Source organism: Faecalimonas umbilicata (assembly GCF_042846195.1).
GTDB classification, from domain to species: Bacteria; Bacillota; Clostridia; order Lachnospirales; family Lachnospiraceae; genus Faecalimonas; species Faecalimonas umbilicata.
The window spans coordinates 2,404,880-2,423,139 of sequence record NZ_AP031411.1 but is presented as its reverse complement, the minus strand read 5'-3'; the positions used below and the strand labels follow the sequence as shown (position 1 = coordinate 2,423,139).

General features: G+C 44.8%; 17 protein-coding genes and 1 pseudogene. All 18 read left to right on the top strand.

Annotated features, from left to right (window positions below):
- Nucleotides 1–55 precede the first annotated feature (55 nt).
- The 18 genes and pseudogenes from aroF (at nucleotide 56) to lpdA (ending at nucleotide 18,170) form a co-directional block, all read left to right on the top strand.
- The gene (gene aroF, locus ACGG81_RS11630; RefSeq protein WP_008977431.1) at nucleotides 56–1,072 is read left to right on the top strand and encodes a 3-deoxy-7-phosphoheptulonate synthase; all 1,017 of its coding nucleotides are present in this window, start codon (nucleotides 56–58) and stop codon (nucleotides 1,070–1,072) included.
- 2 nt (nucleotides 1,073–1,074) lie between these two features.
- Complete coding sequence (locus ACGG81_RS11625; protein WP_009263630.1) at nucleotides 1,075–2,184, top strand: alkaline phosphatase family protein; 1,110 nt, start codon at nucleotides 1,075–1,077, stop codon at nucleotides 2,182–2,184.
- A 225-nt stretch (nucleotides 2,185–2,409) separates the two neighbouring features.
- Nucleotides 2,410–3,078, top strand: a pseudogene (locus ACGG81_RS11620) (ABC transporter ATP-binding protein); the annotation flags it as partial.
- A gap of 52 nt (nucleotides 3,079–3,130) precedes the next feature.
- Nucleotides 3,131–3,868 (top strand): ABC transporter permease, encoded by a 738-nt coding sequence (locus ACGG81_RS11615; RefSeq protein WP_390108469.1) that lies wholly within the window; start codon nucleotides 3,131–3,133, stop codon nucleotides 3,866–3,868.
- A 12-nt stretch (nucleotides 3,869–3,880) separates the two neighbouring features.
- A complete protein-coding gene (locus ACGG81_RS11610; protein WP_390108466.1) occupies nucleotides 3,881–4,681 on the top strand; it encodes an ABC transporter permease in 801 nt (266 codons plus the stop codon).
- Nucleotides 4,668–4,883 carry a PspC domain-containing protein gene (locus tag ACGG81_RS11605; RefSeq protein ID WP_016439818.1) on the top strand — a complete coding sequence of 72 codons (216 nt, stop codon included), beginning with the start codon at nucleotides 4,668–4,670 and terminating at the stop codon, nucleotides 4,881–4,883. The genes ACGG81_RS11610 and ACGG81_RS11605 overlap by 14 nt, the downstream gene beginning before the upstream one ends.
- A 15-nt stretch (nucleotides 4,884–4,898) precedes the next feature.
- Complete coding sequence (locus tag ACGG81_RS11600; RefSeq protein WP_008977425.1) at nucleotides 4,899–5,573, top strand: response regulator transcription factor; 675 nt, start codon at nucleotides 4,899–4,901, stop codon at nucleotides 5,571–5,573.
- Nucleotides 5,549–6,877 carry a sensor histidine kinase gene (locus ACGG81_RS11595; RefSeq protein WP_390108463.1) on the top strand — a complete coding sequence of 443 codons (1,329 nt, stop codon included), beginning with the start codon at nucleotides 5,549–5,551 and terminating at the stop codon, nucleotides 6,875–6,877. Before ACGG81_RS11600 ends, ACGG81_RS11595 begins: the two co-directional genes overlap by 25 nt.
- 163 nt (nucleotides 6,878–7,040) lie before the next feature.
- Nucleotides 7,041–8,039, top strand: a complete 999-nt coding sequence (locus ACGG81_RS11590; protein ID WP_390108460.1) for a Gfo/Idh/MocA family protein — start codon at nucleotides 7,041–7,043, stop codon at nucleotides 8,037–8,039.
- A 24-nt stretch (nucleotides 8,040–8,063) separates the two neighbouring features.
- Nucleotides 8,064–8,483: a PPC domain-containing DNA-binding protein gene (locus ACGG81_RS11585; protein ID WP_016439815.1), complete on the top strand. Its 420-nt coding sequence runs from the start codon at nucleotides 8,064–8,066 to the stop codon at nucleotides 8,481–8,483.
- A gap of 253 nt (nucleotides 8,484–8,736) precedes the next feature.
- A complete protein-coding gene (locus tag ACGG81_RS11580) occupies nucleotides 8,737–9,324 on the top strand; it encodes a TetR/AcrR family transcriptional regulator (protein ID WP_039861748.1) in 588 nt (195 codons plus the stop codon).
- The gene (locus ACGG81_RS11575; RefSeq protein WP_390108457.1) at nucleotides 9,321–9,524 is read left to right on the top strand and encodes a hypothetical protein; all 204 of its coding nucleotides are present in this window, start codon (nucleotides 9,321–9,323) and stop codon (nucleotides 9,522–9,524) included. The genes ACGG81_RS11580 and ACGG81_RS11575 overlap by 4 nt, the downstream gene beginning before the upstream one ends.
- A 1-nt stretch (nucleotide 9,525) precedes the next feature.
- Complete coding sequence (locus tag ACGG81_RS11570; protein WP_008977419.1) at nucleotides 9,526–10,230, top strand: ABC transporter ATP-binding protein; 705 nt, start codon at nucleotides 9,526–9,528, stop codon at nucleotides 10,228–10,230.
- An 8-nt stretch (nucleotides 10,231–10,238) separates the two neighbouring features.
- Complete coding sequence (locus tag ACGG81_RS11565) at nucleotides 10,239–13,610, top strand: FtsX-like permease family protein (protein ID WP_390108454.1); 3,372 nt, start codon at nucleotides 10,239–10,241, stop codon at nucleotides 13,608–13,610.
- A 177-nt stretch (nucleotides 13,611–13,787) separates the two neighbouring features.
- Entirely contained in the window at nucleotides 13,788–14,465 is a 678-nt protein-coding gene (locus ACGG81_RS11560; protein ID WP_008977417.1) for a response regulator transcription factor, read from the top strand.
- A complete protein-coding gene (locus tag ACGG81_RS11555) occupies nucleotides 14,465–15,925 on the top strand; it encodes a sensor histidine kinase (RefSeq protein ID WP_008977416.1) in 1,461 nt (486 codons plus the stop codon). Before ACGG81_RS11560 ends, ACGG81_RS11555 begins: the two co-directional genes overlap by 1 nt.
- Before the next feature lie 60 nt (nucleotides 15,926–15,985).
- A complete protein-coding gene (locus tag ACGG81_RS11550) occupies nucleotides 15,986–16,663 on the top strand; it encodes a uracil-DNA glycosylase (protein ID WP_009263620.1) in 678 nt (225 codons plus the stop codon).
- A 37-nt stretch (nucleotides 16,664–16,700) separates the two neighbouring features.
- Complete coding sequence (lpdA, locus tag ACGG81_RS11545) at nucleotides 16,701–18,170, top strand: dihydrolipoyl dehydrogenase (RefSeq protein WP_390108450.1); 1,470 nt, start codon at nucleotides 16,701–16,703, stop codon at nucleotides 18,168–18,170.
- Nucleotides 18,171–18,260 lie beyond the last annotated feature (90 nt).

The following is an 18,260-nucleotide window of genomic DNA, read 5'->3' as shown; positions in this document are numbered from 1 at the left end:
GCAGAAAATAGGAACAAGTCAGAGTGACAAAGGGTAGAGAGAAGGAGAAAAAATTATGATCATTACAGTGAAAAAAGGGATTCCCGAGGAAGAAGTGAAAAAACTGGTCCACACATTTGAGGAGAGAGGATTTCAGGTAAATGATTCTCAGGGAACAGATTATCATATTTTAGGGCTGATCGGAGATACCACGAGTCTGGATGAAAAAATTATTCAGGCCAATCCACTTGTCTCTGAGGTGACAAGAATTGCAGCGCCGTATAAGAAAGCAAATCGGATGTTTCATCCGGAAGACACAGTTGTAGATGTGGCAGGAGTGAAGATCGGCGGTCAGGAGAAGATTGTTGTCATCGGAGGGCCATGTTCCGTGGAGAGCAGGGAACAGATCTGTGAGATTGCAAAAGAAGTGAAGGCGGCAGGAGCAGATATGTTAAGAGGCGGAGCGTACAAACCGCGTACTTCCCCATATGCATTCCAGGGACTGGAGACCGAAGGAATTAAGGATATGGTGGAAGCAAGAAGACAGACAGGACTTCCGATCGTCAGTGAACTGATGGATGCAGAGCATATTGAAGAGTTTGTGGAGCATGTGGATCTGATCCAGATTGGGGCAAGAAATATGCAGAACTTTTCTCTTCTGAAAGCAGTCGGAAAGATTCAGAAGCCAATCTTATTAAAGAGAGGACTTTCCAATACAATCGAAGAGTGGATCATGTCAGCAGAATATATTATGGCAGGCGGAAATGAAAACGTCATTCTCTGTGAGCGAGGAATCCGTACATTTGAAAAATATACGAGAAATACATTAGATCTCAGTGTAGTTCCGATCATCAAGGAGAAGACACATCTGCCGATCATCATCGACCCTTCTCATGCAACTGGAAACTGGAAATGGATTGAGTCTATGAGTCTTGCGGCGATTGCAGCAGGAGCAGATGGACTGATCGTAGAAGTGCATAATAACCCGGAAGCGGCATGGAGTGATGGGGCACAGTCATTAAAACCAGAGAAATTTAAACAGGTCATCGAAAAAGGAAGGATGATCGCGCAGGTAGTAGGAAGAGAGATGTAAACATGCAGGTACAAAAGCCGGATTATCAAAATAGTATTTTGAATTTAGTCAATTCGATTTTGCACAATTATGGCGCACCGCATCGATATACTACCCTTCCGGAGGCAGATGAAATTTTGAAAAAGGATTACAGACATGTGGTGCTTCTTGTGCTGGATGGAATGGGTGTCAGTGTCCTTGAGAGGTTTTTGCCGGAGGAAAGTTTCCTTCGCAGTCATTTTCAAAAAGAAATCTCCAGTGTATTTCCGCCTACGACGGTTGCCGCCACAACAACACTGGAGAGTGGACTTGCACCGGCAGAACACGGATGGCTTGGGTGGAGCATGTATTTTCCGGAAATCCAGGACAAGGTCAATGTATTTCTCAATACGACCGGAAGTGGCGGAGTGATCGAAGGAGAATTGCTGGCTGATAGGATGATGCCGTATGAAAAGCTGGGAAGCCAGATTATGCATGCCTGTGAGGCAAAGGCATATGAAGTATCTCCGTTTGGAGATTACCATATAGATACCTTTGAGGAATTACTCAGCGGTGTGAAGACGTTATGCAGAAGAGATGAGAAAAATTATCTGTATGTATACTGGCCGGAGCCGGATCATGTAATGCATGAAGGTGGCTGTACTTGCAGAGAGGCGGGAGAATGGCTGAAAAAGATTGACCGTGAATTGGAAAAATTAAGTGAAGAGCTTTCTGATACACTTCTGCTTGTGACAGCAGATCATGGACATATCGACGGAAGAAATGTATCGATGGAAAATTATCCGGAATTGAGGGAATGTCTGAAATGTCTTCCGGCAGTGGAACCGCGGGCGCTTTCCTTTCATCTGAAGGAAGGAATGGAAGAACAGTTTCTTGAGAGTTTCAAGAAACATTTTGGGAAAGAGTTCCTGTTATTTTCCAGAGAAGAGATCACGGAGAGCCAGCTATTTGGAGAAGGAGCATATCATCCGAGATTTCAGGAGGCGATCGGTGATTACTTTGCTGTCGCAGTCGGAGCACTCAATCTATTTGATACGAATGAGGAGAAAGAGAACATCATCGGTGTACATGCAGGAATGACAAAAGAAGAGATGACCGTTCCGCTGATCGTAGTGGAAAAGCCGAAAAAGTAAAACGATTAAAAAGGATATGATACTATCGTATAGGACGATGAAATATAAAAGTCCCATATTAGGTAACATATCCTTTTTTTTATCTCATGAGCCAGTCTCAATCATTTCTTTGGTGAGCAGAGTATCATAAAAAAGATTCTATTATGAAAAAATATCACAGCTTTATAAAATCTTTAAAATTCTCCGTTATGATTTTTGTAAATCAAGGAAGGAGAAGAAAATGGAATGAAAGAATTTGTGATAGAAACGCGGAAGCTGACGAAGTGTTATGGAGAACAGACTGTTGTAAAGGAAGTGGATCTTCATGTCAGAAAGGGTGAGATTTACGGGCTGCTCGGAAGGAACGGGGCAGGGAAGACGACATTGATGAAGATGATTCTCGGGCTTACACCGGAGACCTCAGGTGAGGTGGAATTGTTTGGGAGAAAGCTGCGAGGGCAGGAAAAGCAGATTTATCCGCAGATTGGCGCGATGATCGAGGCGCCGGGATTTTACCCGAATCTGACCGGGACAGAAAATCTTGAGATTTTTGCAAGACTGAGAGGTCTGAAGAGGGAGCAGACGGTCAAGCGGGCGCTTGTGGTGGTGGGGCTTCCTTACCGGGATAAAAAGCTTTTTGGAAACTATTCGCTTGGCATGAAGCAGCGGCTTGGCATTGCCAATGCAATCTTACATGATCCGAAGCTACTCATTTTGGATGAGCCGATGAATGGGCTGGATCCGATTGGGATTGCGGAAATGAGAGGATTTCTCGTAAAGCTTAGCAGAGAGCAGGGAAAGACGATATTGATTTCCAGCCACATTCTTTCGGAAATCGAGCTGGTGGCGGACCGCGTTGGAATTATGGATCATGGAGTGCTACTGGCACAGAAAAACATGAAAGAACTCAAAAAAGGTGAAGAGACACTGGAGACATATTTTAGAAATGTGACGGGAGGTGTTGGCATTGCTTAGACTGATCGAGACGGAATTTTACAAGCTGAGACGGAAAAAGAGCGTGTGGATGATGGTTCTTGCTGCATTTCTTATGCCGGCGTTGTCGGTCTGCTATTTCGGATATCTGGGGCAGGCAGAGGTGGAACCGGCACAATTTTATAAATGGTCTGCGTTTGGATATACGACATGGATCATTCTTCCGGTAATCCTTGGGATTTTTGCAACGATAATCGTGTATGAAGAGAAACGACTGCAGATCGTGAGGCAGATTTGGCTTGTGCCGGTGAAGGAAGAAAGTTACTTTTTCAGTAAATTTTGTATGGTATTAGTTTTGTCAGTCGGATTTATGATGCTGACAGCAGTGGCATCTGTTCTTTGCAGTGTGCTTCCGGGATTTGTACCGTTTCGTCTAGAAGATATGATGTATTTATTTGAGAAATGTATGGAAATTGGCATTCTGCTTGCATTTGCAATGCTGCCGATTTTGGCGCTGGCGATAGTGGGAAGAGGCTATGTGATGCCTGCCTGTATGACAGTTGTATATGCGCTGGCAGGTTTTTTCCTGATGCCGGTCAATATGTATGTTCATCCGATCACAAGTATGGGAGCGATCCTTATCCGAAAGAAAGACATTCCGGGGCTGCTTGTGACACAGGAGAGTTGTGTGGGAAAGGCGGTTCTTTGTATTTTCGTGTGGGACATTATTTCCTTTGGGCTTGTAAAATATCAGTTGTCCAAAAGAAAATAGGGGGATAGGAATATGAACTGGAGAAATTTGTTTTGGGCGGAGTGCAGGAAGCTTCGCCGTTCAAAAGTGATTTTGATCGCGGTAGCAGCAGTCTTTCTGACGGCAGGGATTCTATTTGTGGGCGGACTGGAAGTGTATCATGGATCGGAGGTACATTATGGGCTGAAGGCGATGCGAGATGGAATGCGGTACCTTGAAAATGCGGGCTGGTATATGGATGAGGTGCAACCGTGGGCGTTCTTTTTTGTGATTCCGGGTATGACAGCTCTGTTTGGGAGCTATTTAAGTGTGCGGGAACAAGAAGAGGACACGATGAAATCTTTGCGCCTGATACCGCTGCGGGAAATTGACCTGATGCGGGTGAAAATGATTCTGACACTGCTTTTTAGCATCGGGCTTTCCATGTTGTGTTTTGGAATCACCTTTTTGACAGAGGCCGTGCTACATATAGAAGATCTGTCGGCCTCATTCGTGTTTATGCTGTGGAAAGAATATGTTCTTGGCGGGATCGGCATATTCTTTGCAGTATTTCCGATCATTGCATTTGCAGCAGGAAGACAGAAAAACTGCTGGTCCGTCTTCCTTTTTACGGAAATCTATTCGGTATTTGGATTATTTGCAGGGATGGCGGATCGCGTGAAAGATTTTTATCCGATCACGGCAGTGTTTAATGTGTCCGGATATCAGATTGCATCGATGGAGAGGAGAATGATCAGTGCGATTGTTTTGCTGTTATGTGGATGTCTGGGCATCTTTTGGATACGGAAAAAATGTGATATGATAAGAGGAGAGAAAAGAAATGGAACGAAATAAAGAAAAACGGTTAGGAAAAAGCAGAGCAGATAAGAAGATTACCGGAGTATGTGGAGGAATTGCGGCCTATCTGGGACTGTCTCCCAAAAGTGTGAGGATTCTTTGTTTTGGGTTGTGTCTGTTGTTTCCAAATGGAATCCTTGCATATTTACTGCTTGCGGCAGTGCTTCCTTTTTCAAACAGTCAAGATTCAGGGAGATAAAAAGGGGGAAAAGAAATGGGGAAAATACTGGCAGTAGATGATGAAGAAGAGATGCTGGAACTGGTGAAGATGGCGCTGGAACGTGATGGACATCAGGTGGATACAGAAGAAGATGTAAAGCGGGTATCGGCAGAGCGCTGCAGGATATATGACTTGCTTCTGTTGGATGTGATGATGCCAGGCGAAGATGGGTTTTCACTTTGTGGCAGGATTCGGGCAGAAGTGGATTGTCCAATCTTATTTCTGACGGCAAAGACAGAAGATGCGGCGCTTGTGCAGGGATTTGGGCTCGGAGCAGATGATTATATCAAAAAGCCATTCAGCATCGCAGAACTGCGGGCGCGGGTCAATGCACATTTGCGGAGAGAAGGACGGCAACCCGTGCGGGCGATGGCACGCGGCGGGGTACGGTTTGACATGCAGGCAAAAGAGGCTATGGTTGAGGAGCAGATTCTTCCGCTTACCAAAGGGGAGTATGAGATCTGTGAGCATCTGGCGCTTCATGCCGGGCAGGTGTTTTCCAAAGAACAGTTGTATGAGGCGGTCTTTGGTTTCGATGCGGAGGGGGATCCGGGGACGATTGCAGAGCATATTAAAAATATCCGCGCAAAATTAAAGAAATATGGGAAAAGTCCGATTGAGACAGTCTGGGGGATGGGATATAAATGGAAAAAAGAAAACATACGTTAAGTCTTTCTTTTGTGTTACTCCGATTTGTGGCGGGAATGTTTGTTACGATGCTGTTGTGTTTTATGATCTGGTCACTTGTGATGTCTCTTCTTGAGCAGAAAGGGATTATCTGTTCTGGATCTGAGATCAATCATCAGGTAGAAGAGATCCTTGGGACAAGTAGTGGGAAATTCACAGAACCGGATGAGTGCTTTCCGGGCGAATATGCGTTGTATGATGCCAAAGGAACTATATTAAAGACGAATGTGGAGAGAGAAATCGCAGAAGACCAGAAAAAGTTTTCATACGTTTCCGGATATGCGGCACACCTTTCCAGGCGCACTTATGCAGATGGGAGCACTGCACTGATCCGCTGGCATTTCCGGAAGGAATTTACCGATCTGTCGCTTCGACAGACGCTCCCTCCGGCGGAAACACTCGGGTTGATTTTGCTTGGGATGGGGCTTTTGCTGTCACTGCTTCTGCATACGATATGGCTTGGAAAATTTCTTGGGAAAAAATTGAAACTGTTTCAGGAGATCAGCAAAAAGGTGGCGGCGCAGGAACTTGATTTTACAGTTCCGCATGCGGGAATCCGTGAGTACGATGAAGCACTGGATGCGATGGAAGAGATGCGGGAAGCTCTGTATCAGGCACTGACCTCTCAGTGGGCGGCGCAGCAGCAGCGCGAGGCAGAGATTGCTGCGCTGGCTCATGACCTGAAGACACCGCTGACGCTTGCAGGCGGAAATGCAGAGCTGTTGCTTGAGGAAGAATTGCCGCAGGATTATGAGAGACTGATCAGAAAAATTTCGGAGGCAACTGTTCGGGCGAAGGAGTATGTCGCAAGTCTTCTGGAGACTTCGTCGGGAAAAGAAGAAGCATTTACAAAAATGCAGTTGGGGGAATGGTTTGAAAAACTGCGGGAAAATGCTCTGGCTGCTGCGGAAGCAAAGGGAGTAAATCTGATAACGGATAACAGATTGGAAGGATCCTGGAGAATTCAGCCGGAGCGTTTGCAGCGTGGGATATTTAATATTGTGCTGAATGCAGTGGAATATACGCCGAAGGGAAAAATAGTTTATCTGGAAGGAAAAATGACAGACAACGGATGGCAGGTCTGCGTGAAAGATGAAGGGACAGGATTTGATGAGGAGGCAGTGCGCCATGCGGCTGAGCGGCTGTGGAGGGGAGAAAAGTCCCGCAGGACAGATGGACACCATGGTCTGGGGTTGTGGTCAGCCGCACAGGCGATCCGCGCACACAAAGGAGAATTGGTATTAGGCAACTGGGAAGAAGGGGGAGAAGTTTTTGTGCGGTTTTAGAGGACTGATGAATCAAATCCCACTTTCAGAGGGGGATTGACTATTTTATAGGGTTTACGCTTACTTCCGATGGAAAAAGGAGGTTCTTGACAGATGTGGGACATTGCCTGTAATCTGTAAATAAAGAAACATAAAAAACAGGAGCAGAGAAAGGAGCGCAGGAATGATCGAAACATATCGTTGGGTAGTGATTGGCTATGGTGCCATCGCAAATGAGATGGCGCAGACATTGGCAGAGCATGGCAGGATGTTCTATGGAGTGGCAGGGAGAAATCAAGAGCGGACAGCGGCATTTGCGGAGAAATATCAAATCCAAAAGATATATGGGAAGATTGAGGAGGTGTTTGCGGATGATCAGGTAGATATTGTCTATATTGCAACACCTCATAATACGCACATCCAATATTTGCGGGAGGCACTGAAAGCCGGGAAGCATGTGCTCTGTGAGAAAGCAGTCACATTGAATACAGAGGAACTGAAAGAAGCAAGACAACTTGCAGAGAAACAGGACATAGTTTTAGCGGAGGCAATGACCATTTATCATATGCCACTTTATAAAAAGCTGCAGGAAGTAGTTGCAGATGGGAAGCTCGGAAAACTACAAATAATCCAGGTATCGTTTGGAAGCTATAAAGAATATAATATGAGCAACCGCTTTTTTGATCCGGCACTGGCAGGAGGAGCTTTGTTGGACATTGGTGTCTATGCCCTTGCATTTGCCAGGATATTTTTGTCTCAGGCGCCGGATCAGATTTTATCCAAGGTGAGGACTGCACCGAGTGGTGTTGACGAGCAGGTCGGAATTCTGATGGCAAATCCGGCAAACGAGATGGTTACAGTCACACTGACACTCCATGCAAAACAACCAAAAAGAGGGGTTGTGATCTTTGAGAAAGGGTATGTGGAAATCTATGATTATCCAAGGGCAGATCAGGCAGTGATCACTTATACCGAAGATGGCAGGAAGGAGATAGTCGCTTGCGGCAGAAAGGAAGAGGCATTGTTCTATGAGGTGGAAGATATGGAACAGGCGGTGTTAGGTGGAAAGAATGAGATGGATCTGTCCTATACTTCTGACGTGATGGACATCATGACAAAAATCCGACAGCGCTGGAGCCTTGTGTATCCGGAGGAAACAACAGAAACAGAATGTGAAATATAAAAAGAGCAGGAGGAAAACAGAGAGATGGACTACAGAAGATTTGGAAATACGATCATTGCACGGATAGATAAAGGAGAGGAAATTCTTGAGCAGGTAAAGGAAATTGCACTGAGAGAGAAAATAAGTCTTGCAAGTGTGCAGGCACTCGGCGCGGTTGACCAGTTTACGGTCGGCGTATTTAAGACAGAGGAAAAAGAATATCTGGCGAATGAATTTCAGGGAAGCTTTGAGATTGTGTCTCTGACCGGAACGATCAATACAATGCATGACGAGTTTTACTGCCACCTTCATATGAGCGCAGGAAATGAAAAGGGAGAAGTGTTTGGAGGACATTTAAATCGGGCAGTGATCAGCGCGACTTGTGAGATGGTGATCCATGTGATCGATGGGAAAGTCGATCGATATCATGATGAAGAGATCGGGCTGAATTTATTTCGGTTTTAAATAATTAGAACCAAAGACAGGTTTACGATTGTGATAAGAGTAGAAAGTGAATAGAGCAGCGCAGGCTGTCTGACTGAAAGATAAGAAAATATCGCATAGATATGCTTATCCAGTCAGAATTGCCTGCGCTGTTCTTTTATAGAAATTTCATATTTCCTTTATTGACAAATTCCAAATGAAATTTTACTATAAAATTATATTTACTGTGCAAATGCATAGGAAAATACACAGAAATGAATTGAAGGAGCTTGCAATGGAAAAGACGGCAACAGACCGCAGAACGGAGCGGACGAAGGCGAAAATATTAGAGGCACTTTTGGAACTATCGAAAGAGAAGAGTATCAATGAGATTTCCATCCGGGAGCTGACAGAGCGCGCCAAGATCCACAGAAACACATTCTATATTCATTATACAGATGTTTATGGGATTCTGGATGATCTGGAAAATCACATGTGTACTGTGGCAGCTGAGGCCACAGAGCAGTTTACTCCGCAGCAGCTGCGGGAGAATGCAAGCGATGTGCTTGAGATTATTTTTTCATATTTGAAGGAGCGAAGAGAATATTGCATGCTGATGCTGGAGAATCGCACTCGGATTTCAGTCGGGCAGAAAGTGCTGGAATCAGTTTTTGAGAAATATCTGACTGCATTTGAAGATTCCTGTGATCGTCAGGCATTTGCATTTCAGGTACAGTTTCGCTATTGTACGTCCGGGGTGATCGGAATTGTGCTGTACTGGATTGAGCGGGGCTGTATGGAAAGCCCGAAGGAGATGGCGGAGCTTACCGGAAAGCTGATGACAAAAGGGCTGGAAGGCGCTATTTTGGAGGTGACTGTATGAAGAGGCAGGAACCATTGATGGAAGCGGCAGAGAGCAGTTTTCGTGTAGCAGGCATATCAGACTGCTTTTGCAGGGAGGTCCGGTGGGAGCATGTGGAATTAAGTGAAGTGAATTTCTTTAAGACTTCCCTGCGGAAGATGATTCAGGCAGTGGAACTGTCAAAGTGGCTTGGGATTATCATAAAAGAAGAAGGGGCATAACATGAAGGATTTTGTAAAACTGGAAAATGTAAGAAAAATATATCAAATGGGAGAAGTCGAGATCCGAGCAGTGGATGGCATTGACTTTGAGATTGGAAAAGGTGAGTTTGTCGTGATCGTCGGTCCGAGTGGTGCGGGAAAGACAACGGTATTAAATATTCTTGGCGGTATGGATACGGCAACGAGCGGCAAAGTGCTCGTCGATGGAAATGATGTGGCACAGTACACAAACCGACAGTTGATCGGTTACCGCAGAGAGGATATTGGATTTGTCTTTCAGTTTTATAACCTTGTTCCGAATCTGACTGCGTTGGAAAATGTAGAATTGGCGCTTCAGATCTGTAAGGAACCGCTGGATGCAAAGACGGTACTTGAGGAAGTCGGGTTGGGAGAAAGACTAAATAATTTCCCGGCACAACTTTCTGGAGGGGAACAACAGAGAGTGTCGATCGCCCGGGCGCTGGCAAAAAATCCAAAGCTGCTTTTGTGTGATGAACCGACGGGAGCGCTTGATTACAATACCGGGAAGGCAATCTTGAAGTTGCTTCAGGATACTTGTAGAAATAAGGGGATGACCGTGATCGTTATCACACATAACTCTGCACTTGCGCCGATGGCAGATCGTGTGATCCATATTAAAAACGGCCGTGTGGAGAGTATGGAGATGAATGCACATCCGGTACCGGTAGAAACGATTGAATGGTAGGGAGACAGATGAAGAAACGAGCATTGAGAAAAGATTTTTATATGGAAATACGAAAGAGTCTGGGGCGCTTTTTGTCCATTTTCTTTATCGTGGCAATGGGTGTCGCGTTCTTTTCAGGAATCCGGGCATCTGAGCCGGATCTGCGCTATTCCGGGGATGCTTATTTTGACCGGAATCATTTGATGGATCTGAAGGTGATGGGAACGCTTGGGCTGACAGAGAATGATGTGCAAGCAATCCGGTCACTGGAAGGAGTGGCACAGGCAGAACCCGGCTACTCCGCGGATGTAATGGTTGAGCGTGATGGAAATCAGAAAGTGCTTCATGTATCGTCGATTTTAGATTCGATGAACCAGTATACTGTGGAAGAAGGAAGAATGCCGAAAAAGGACGGAGAGTGTCTGATCGATCAAGATTTTATCCAGGGATCAGATTTAAAGGTCGGGGATGAGATCACGCTGATCAGTGGAACGAAGGATCCGGTTACAGATACGTTTACGAAGGAAACATTTCGGATTGTAGGTGCAGGAAGCAGTCCGGAGTATATTTCTTTTCACCGTGGAAGCAGTATGATCGGAAATGGAGAGGTCAGCGGTTTTCTTGCCGTGCCGAAGGAATCTTTTGTGACAGAAGCATACACAGAGTGTTACGTTTCAGTGGAGGGAGCAGAAGAGGAGACTGCATTTACAGAGGAATACAATCAGAAGGTGGAGAAGGTTGCAGAGCGGATTGAATCCATTGGAGAACGGCAGGGAGCGCTCCGTGCAGAGGAAATCCGTGAAGATGCCAAGGAAGAACTTTCCGATGCAAAAGCAGAATTGGAAGAAGGAAAGAAGACAGCAGAGAAAGAACTTTCTGACGGAAAAGCAAAGATTGCAGATGCTGAGGAGCAGTTACAAAGTGCAAAAGAACAGCTGGAGAGTGGAAAACAAGCACTGGAAGCAGGAAGAAATGAACTGCTCGTGAGCCAGACGACAGTCGACGAAGCTTATGCACAGATTGCAGATGGACGGGCACAGCTTGCACAGGGGAAAGCAGAGTTTGCGGCGAAAGAAGAGGAATTCAGAAGTCAGTACGAGACAGGTATGGAACAGATTGCAGCCGGAGAGAAGCAGATTGCAGCCGGACGCATAGAACTGGAAGCAAAGAAAGCCGAGTACGAGGCAGGGAAAGCAGGATTAGATCAGATGAAGATCACGCTGGCAGAACTGCAGGCGGCGCTGGAAAATGGGATGATCCCAGAGGAACAGATTCCACAGACAGAGGCGCAGATTGCAGCGCTTCAGAAGACAATCGCACAATTGGAGCCGCAGTTAGCGCAGGCAGCAGACCAGATTGCACAGGCAGAACAGGTGATTGTACAGAAGGAGCAGGAACTTGCGGCGGCTAGAACACAGTTGGAGGAAGGAAAGACTGCGATCGAAGCAGCAAGAGGACAGCTTACAGAAGCTGAAAACGAGCTGTATGCCGGAGAAGCGCAGGCAGCAGAAGGACAGCGGCAGATTGATGCCGGATGGGAAGCAATCCATGCCGGGGAGGCTGAGCTTGCGGCAGGAGAAAATGAAATCGCAGTCAATGAAAAGAAACTTGCTGAGGCAAAAGAAGCATATGAAAATGGAAAAAAAGAAGCCGAAGCCGAGATCAAAGATGGAGAAAATAAGATCAAAGATGCAGAGCAGAAGATTGCGGATATTGAAGATGCCAAGTGGTATGTCAATGACAGAAGCACACTTTCTGACTATGTAGGATATGGAGATAACGCAGACCGTATGCGGGCGATCGGAGAAGTATTTCCGATACTATTCTTCATTGTGGCAGCATTGATCAGTCTGACAACGATGACGCGGATGGTTGAGGAACAGCGTACACAGATTGGAACGCTGAAAGCGCTTGGCTATGGGAAATTCAGTATTGCAGGGAAATATCTGAACTATGCGCTGATGGCAACGATCGGAGGAAGTATTTTCGGAGTATTGTTTGGAGAGAAAGTATTTCCGTATATTATTGTAACTGCATATAAGATCATCTATATACATATGCCGGATATTGTGATCCCTTACCATTGGGGATATGCGGCGATGGCAACAGGTGCGGCAGTGGTCTGCACAAGTGCGGCGACACTTCTTGCATGTTATAAAGAGCTGGCATCCCAACCGGCAGTGTTGATGCGCCCGCCGGCTCCGAAGCAGGGAAAACGCGTTTTCTTAGAGCGTATCACATTTATTTGGAGCAGATTAAGTTTCATATGGAAATCCACGATCCGGAATCTGATCCGATATAAAAAGCGATTCTTTATGACGGTCTTTGGAATCGGTGGATGTATGGCGCTGATGATCGTCGGATTCGGACTGCGGGATTCTATCTTTGATGTAGGAAGGATCCAATATCAGGAACTGAATTTATATGATGGGATGATCATCTTAAATACAGATGCAGATGAAAAGGATAAGGAATCACTGGAGCAGTATCTGCAAGGGGAGAAGGAGATCAGTCAGGCTTCAGAAGGATATTTAAAGAAAACAAATGTAGAGAAGGGAAAGATAAAGAAAGACGTATATCTGTATGTGCCGGAAGATTTAGAGAAAAATCAGGAATTTTTAGTCTACCGTGACAGAAAGACACAGGAAACATTTGAGCTTGGAGAGCGGGACGTCATTTTGACAGAGAAGATGGCAAAGACACTCGAGGTAAAGAAGGGCGATACGATTACAGTGAAAGGGGAAAATGGTGACAAAAAAGAACTGACGATCACAAATGTATGTGAAAATTATATGGAGCATTATCTTTATGTATCTCCTGAAATTTACAAAGAAATGTTTGGTGCATTTCCAAAAGCAAATAATATTTACTTTAAGATGAAAGAATTTGATGAGAAAAAGTTAAAGGAAATCGGAGAAAAAGTGCTCGAGGAGCGTGCGGCGCTCAATGTTTCCTATACTTATAATGTAGAGGAACAAATGGATGAGATGCTGGAAAGTCTGGATATTGTCATCGTTGTGCTGATTATTTCTGCGGGGCTGTTAGCGTTTGTTGTGCTCTACAATCTGAATAACATTAACATTAATGAGCGGAAGCGGGAGCTTGCAACGATCAAAGTACTTGGATTTTATGATAATGAAGTTTCTGCCTATGTATACCGTGAAAATATTCTTCTGACATTGATTGGAACAGTTGTCGGAGTGATATTGGGCAGTATCCTTCACCGGTTCGTGATTACGACTGTTGAGATTGATACTGTGATGTTTGCAAGAACGATCAAAGGGTTTAGTTTTCTGTACAGCGCACTGCTTACATGTGGATTCTCTGTTTTTGTAAATTGTGTGATGTATTTCAAACTGAAGAAGATCAATATGGTGGAATCATTAAAGAGTGTTGAATAGAAAGAAACAGAAGACGACGAGAATGTTATTGAAAAATTCAGACTGCATTTAGAAAAAAGTGTCGGGGATGTCTCCGGGTATGGTATAATAAATATCGTACCTGGAGATATTTTTGTTTTTCACAAAAGTGACACAAGTATTTGTTATGATGAGAAAAAACGAAGGAGCGAATGTTTGATGGATAAATTAAAAATATTGGTGGTGGATGATGAGAGCAGAATGAGAAAGCTTGTCAAAGATTTCCTGACAAGAAGTGGATACACGGTTGTCGAGGCAGCAGATGGTATGGAGGCGATGGACATTTTCTATGAGCAGAATGATATTGCACTGATCATTCTCGATGTGATGATGCCAAAGATGGATGGCTGGCAGGTGTGCCGGGAGGTGCGTATGCACTCGAAAGTACCGATCATCATGTTGACGGCCAGAGGAGAGGAGCGGGATGAGTTGCAAGGATTCGAACTTGGGGTAGACGAATATATTTCCAAGCCGTTTAGTCCAAAGATTCTTGTTGCGAGAGTTGAGGCTATTTTAAGAAGAACGAATGTATTTGCGGCAGATGAAGTTGTGGATGCAGGTGGCATTTCTGTGGATAAGGCAGCACACGAGGTGAAGATTGACGGAGTTCCGATAGATTTAAGTTACAAAGAGTTCGAACTGTTGGCATATTTTATTGAAAATCAGGGAATCGCACTTTCGAGAGAAAAGATTTTGAATAATGTATGGAATTACGATTATTTTGGGGATGCGAGAACGATCGATACACATGTCAAGAAGTTGAGAAATAAGCTGGGGGACAAAGGTGAGTACATTAAGACCATCTGGGGGATGGGATACAAATTTGAGGTAGAGTAATGAGAGATTCGATCAAACGTCAGATTACTATTTTAAGTGTCGGGATAGTTGCATTTACTATGATCATCGCACTTTTGATCAATGGAAGATTCATGGAAGGTTATTACATTGCAAACAAGGAAGAGGACTTAAAAAATATGTACCAGATGTTAAATGAGTCTGTCGGAAGCAGTGTGATTTACACGGAGTCTTTGGAAGCTATGAAACGTCTTGCAGAGCGGGCAAATATATCTTTTATCGTGCGCGACCGATCAGGAAATCCGGTTATCGGTATGATGAAAGAGGGAGAGGATGAGCTGAACAGTCAGTTAAACGGCTATCTTCTTGATAAGCAGGACGGAAAGATCTTAGAGCAGACATCCTATTATGAAATACGGAAGGCGAAGGATATCAGAAGCAGAACAGAATATATTGAAATGTGGGGAAGTTTTGACAGTGGATACCATTTTCTGATTCGGACACCGCTTGACAGTATTCGGGAGGGAGCAAAACTTTCTACGAGATTTCTTGCGTATGTGGGCTGCATTATGATCGGAGTGAGCTGTATTCTCGTCTGGTATTTTTCCAGAAAGATCACAGATCCCATCATGGAGCTTGCTATGCTCTCACAAAAGATGGCGAATCTTGATTTCAATGCCAAATATACAAGCGGCGGTGACAATGAGATTGGGGTATTGGGAGACAGCTTTAACCGAATGTCGGAAAAACTGGAGCAGACAATCTCCCAGTTAAAGACCGCAAACTTTGAATTGCAAAAAGATATTGAACAGAAGGAAAAACAGGAAGAGCGCCGGAAAGAATTTATCGGAAATGTATCCCATGAGTTGAAGACGCCAATTGCACTGATCCAGGGTTATGCAGAAGGACTGAAAGAAGGGATCCATGATGATCCGGAGAGCATGGAATTTTACTGTGACGTCATCATCGATGAGGCCAATAAGATGAACCAGATGGTAAAAAATCTGCTGACATTAAATCAGTTGGAATCCGGAGATGACGGATTGTCCATGACAAGATTTGATCTGGCAGGCTTAATCCGCGGAGTACTGCAAAGCTGTGAGATTTTGATCCAGCAGGCCGAGGCGAAGGTGAGCCTGAAAATGCAAGAGACAATCTATGTATGGGCAGATGAATTTAAGACAGAGCAGGTGCTGCGAAATTATATCAGCAATGCAATCCACCATGTGGAGGGAGAGCGGATTATCGAGATCAAAGTAGAAGAAACAGGAGAGAAAGCACATATTTCTGTCTTCAATACCGGAAAATCGATTCCACAGGAAGATGTGGAACGGATCTGGGATAAGTTTTACAAAGTAGATAAAGCGCATTCGCGGGAGTACGGTGGAAATGGAATCGGACTTTCTATCGTGAAGGCGATCATGGAGTCCTTTCATCAGAAATTTGGGGTAGAAAATTATGACAATGGGGTAGCATTCTGGTTCGAGTTGGATATGAAATAACAGATACCGGCAGGAAAAAGGAAACAAAAGAAAAGTTAGGAAAAGCAGGAGGAAAAGAAGATGGCGGCAATTAGCGGAGCTTGGTTAGAAGCATTAAAAGGAGAGTTTAAGAAGCCATATTATAAGAAATTATTTGAGACAGTCAATCAGGAGTATCGGACGAGACAGATCTTTCCGCCTGCGGATGATGTGTTCAATGCATTTCATCTGACACCATTAAATGAAGTGAAAGTAGTCATTTTAGGGCAGGATCCATACCACAACGTAGGACAGGCACATGGACTTTGCTTCTCAGTGAAACCGGAAGTAGACATTCCACCGTCACTGGTGAATATTTATCAGGAACTGCATGATGATCTTGGATGTGAAATTCCAAATCATGGATACCTTGTCAAATGGGCCAAACAGGGCGTATTGATGCTCAATACAGTTCTGACGGTGCGCGCTCATCAGGCAAATTCGCACCGGGGAATTGGCTGGGAAGAATTTACAGATGCAGCGATTCGGGTACTGAATGAACAGGATCGACCAATCGTATTTATCTTGTGGGGAAGACCGGCACAGACTAAGAAAGCAATGTTAAATAATCCGAAACACCTGATCTTGGAAGCGCCACATCCAAGTCCGCTCTCTGCCTACCGTGGTTTTTTCGGAAGCAGACCGTTTAGCCAGACAAATGCATTTTTAATGGCAAATGGAGTGGAACCGGTTGACTGGCAGATTGATAAGATAGAGTGAACGATTGAAAAATAAAAGAAAAGAGAGGAAAGTGACTATGGAAAAGTATGATCTTCTGATTATCGGCGCCGGACCGGGGGGATATGTAGCGGCGCTTGAGGCAACAAAACGGGGAATGAAGGTACTTGTTGTAGATAAGAAAGAGGCAGGGGGAACTTGCGTAAACAGAGGGTGCATTCCGACAAAGGCATTGCTGCATGCCTCCACGATTTATAAAGATATGAAAGACTGTGAGAAATTCGGACTTTATGCAAAGGAAATCGGATTTGACTTGCAGAAATTATATCAGTATAAAGAGGAATCCGTCGTAGAAATGCGGAAAGCAATCGAGGAAGAATTTTCAAGACTTGGTGTTACTTTTGTACAGGGAACTGCACAGGTTCAGGCAGATAAACGAGTGGTCGTAAAAATGGCACATATGCAGAAGCGTACCGTTGGCAGTGGACTGTCAGATGATGGAAAGAACCCGGCCGATATACTAGATATCGTTATCTATGAGGCAGATAAAATTCTAATTGCTTCCGGAGCAGCGCCGAGGAAACTTGGGCTTCCTGGGGAGGAGTTGTCGGAAGTAATGACGAGTGAAGAACTGCTTCAGGCGAAGGACAGATGTTATGACAGGCTGGTTGTTGTAGGAGGCGGTGTCATTGGACTGGAGATTGCCACTGTATTTCAGGCGCTCGGTTCAGAAGTGACTGTGATAGAATTGGGAGAGCGGCTTCTTCCGTCGATGGACATTGAGTTTGCTGAGGCTTTGGAGAAGATTCTTGTCGGGCGTGGAATCCATGTGTATAAGAAAAGTTTGATAGAGCGGTTCGAGAAAGAAGAGCATGGTGTAAGCTGTCATTTGATGTCCGAAGGGAAAAAGCAGATTCTTTCCGCGGATGCAGTGCTGGTATCTGTGGGAAGGGAACCTTATACGGAAGAATTGTTTGCAGCAGACTTGAAGATTCGCATGGATCACGGCAAAGTGCTTGTCAATGAATTCTTCATGACAAATATCCCGGGCATCTATGCGATTGGAGATGTGATCGGAGGAGTTCAGCTTGCGCATGTCGCTTCCGCTCAGGCGAAATATGTTGTGGAGCGCATGAACAATTTAGAACCGTCAGTCATCTTATCCATCGTGCCAAGTTGTCTGTTTGTCTCCATGTCGATCATCCCAAACTGTCTGTATCTGAATCCGGAGATTGCAACGGTCGGACTGACTGAAGAAGAGGCAGAGAGGAAAGGCATCTCAGTGCGCTGTGGGCGTTACCGGATGGACGCAAATGGACAGACGATTTTATCGAAAGAGGAAGTGGGATTTATCAAAGTACTGTTTGCCGCAGACAGTGACGTACTGCTGGGCGCACAGATCATGTGTCAGCGGGCAACAGATATGATCGGGGAACTGGCGACAGCGATCGCCAACGGTCTGACATCCCGACAGCTAATGTATGCGATGCGTGCACATCCGACTTTTAATGAGGCGGTTTCCAAGGCAGTGGAAGACAGCAGGGAATAGAAAAATATGAAATAAAAGTTATTCAAAAGCTTAAGAATATAAATATAGAAATACAACCTCTAGAGTGAATTAGAAAGTACACGTTGCGAG

Bases quoted from the DNA above. Each gene is read 5' to 3' on its own strand.
- aroF (WP_008977431.1), top strand. From the start codon at position 56: ATGATCATTACAGTGAAAAAAGGGATTCCCGAGGAAGAAGTGAAAAAA.
- ACGG81_RS11625 (WP_009263630.1), top strand. From the start codon at position 1,075: ATGCAGGTACAAAAGCCGGATTATCAAAATAGTATTTTGAATTTAGTC.
- ACGG81_RS11610 (WP_390108466.1), top strand. From the start codon at position 3,881: ATGAACTGGAGAAATTTGTTTTGGGCGGAGTGCAGGAAGCTTCGCCGT.
- ACGG81_RS11605 (WP_016439818.1), top strand. From the start codon at position 4,668: ATGGAACGAAATAAAGAAAAACGGTTAGGAAAAAGCAGAGCAGATAAG.
- ACGG81_RS11600 (WP_008977425.1), top strand. From the start codon at position 4,899: ATGGGGAAAATACTGGCAGTAGATGATGAAGAAGAGATGCTGGAACTG.
- ACGG81_RS11595 (WP_390108463.1), top strand. From the start codon at position 5,549: ATGGAAAAAAGAAAACATACGTTAAGTCTTTCTTTTGTGTTACTCCGA.
- ACGG81_RS11590 (WP_390108460.1), top strand. From the start codon at position 7,041: ATGATCGAAACATATCGTTGGGTAGTGATTGGCTATGGTGCCATCGCA.
- ACGG81_RS11585 (WP_016439815.1), top strand. From the start codon at position 8,064: ATGGACTACAGAAGATTTGGAAATACGATCATTGCACGGATAGATAAA.
- ACGG81_RS11580 (WP_039861748.1), top strand. From the start codon at position 8,737: ATGGAAAAGACGGCAACAGACCGCAGAACGGAGCGGACGAAGGCGAAA.
- ACGG81_RS11575 (WP_390108457.1), top strand. From the start codon at position 9,321: ATGAAGAGGCAGGAACCATTGATGGAAGCGGCAGAGAGCAGTTTTCGT.
- ACGG81_RS11570 (WP_008977419.1), top strand. From the start codon at position 9,526: ATGAAGGATTTTGTAAAACTGGAAAATGTAAGAAAAATATATCAAATG.
- ACGG81_RS11565 (WP_390108454.1), top strand. From the start codon at position 10,239: ATGAAGAAACGAGCATTGAGAAAAGATTTTTATATGGAAATACGAAAG.
- ACGG81_RS11560 (WP_008977417.1), top strand. From the start codon at position 13,788: ATGGATAAATTAAAAATATTGGTGGTGGATGATGAGAGCAGAATGAGA.
- ACGG81_RS11555 (WP_008977416.1), top strand. From the start codon at position 14,465: ATGAGAGATTCGATCAAACGTCAGATTACTATTTTAAGTGTCGGGATA.
- ACGG81_RS11550 (WP_009263620.1), top strand. From the start codon at position 15,986: ATGGCGGCAATTAGCGGAGCTTGGTTAGAAGCATTAAAAGGAGAGTTT.
- lpdA (WP_390108450.1), top strand. From the start codon at position 16,701: ATGGAAAAGTATGATCTTCTGATTATCGGCGCCGGACCGGGGGGATAT.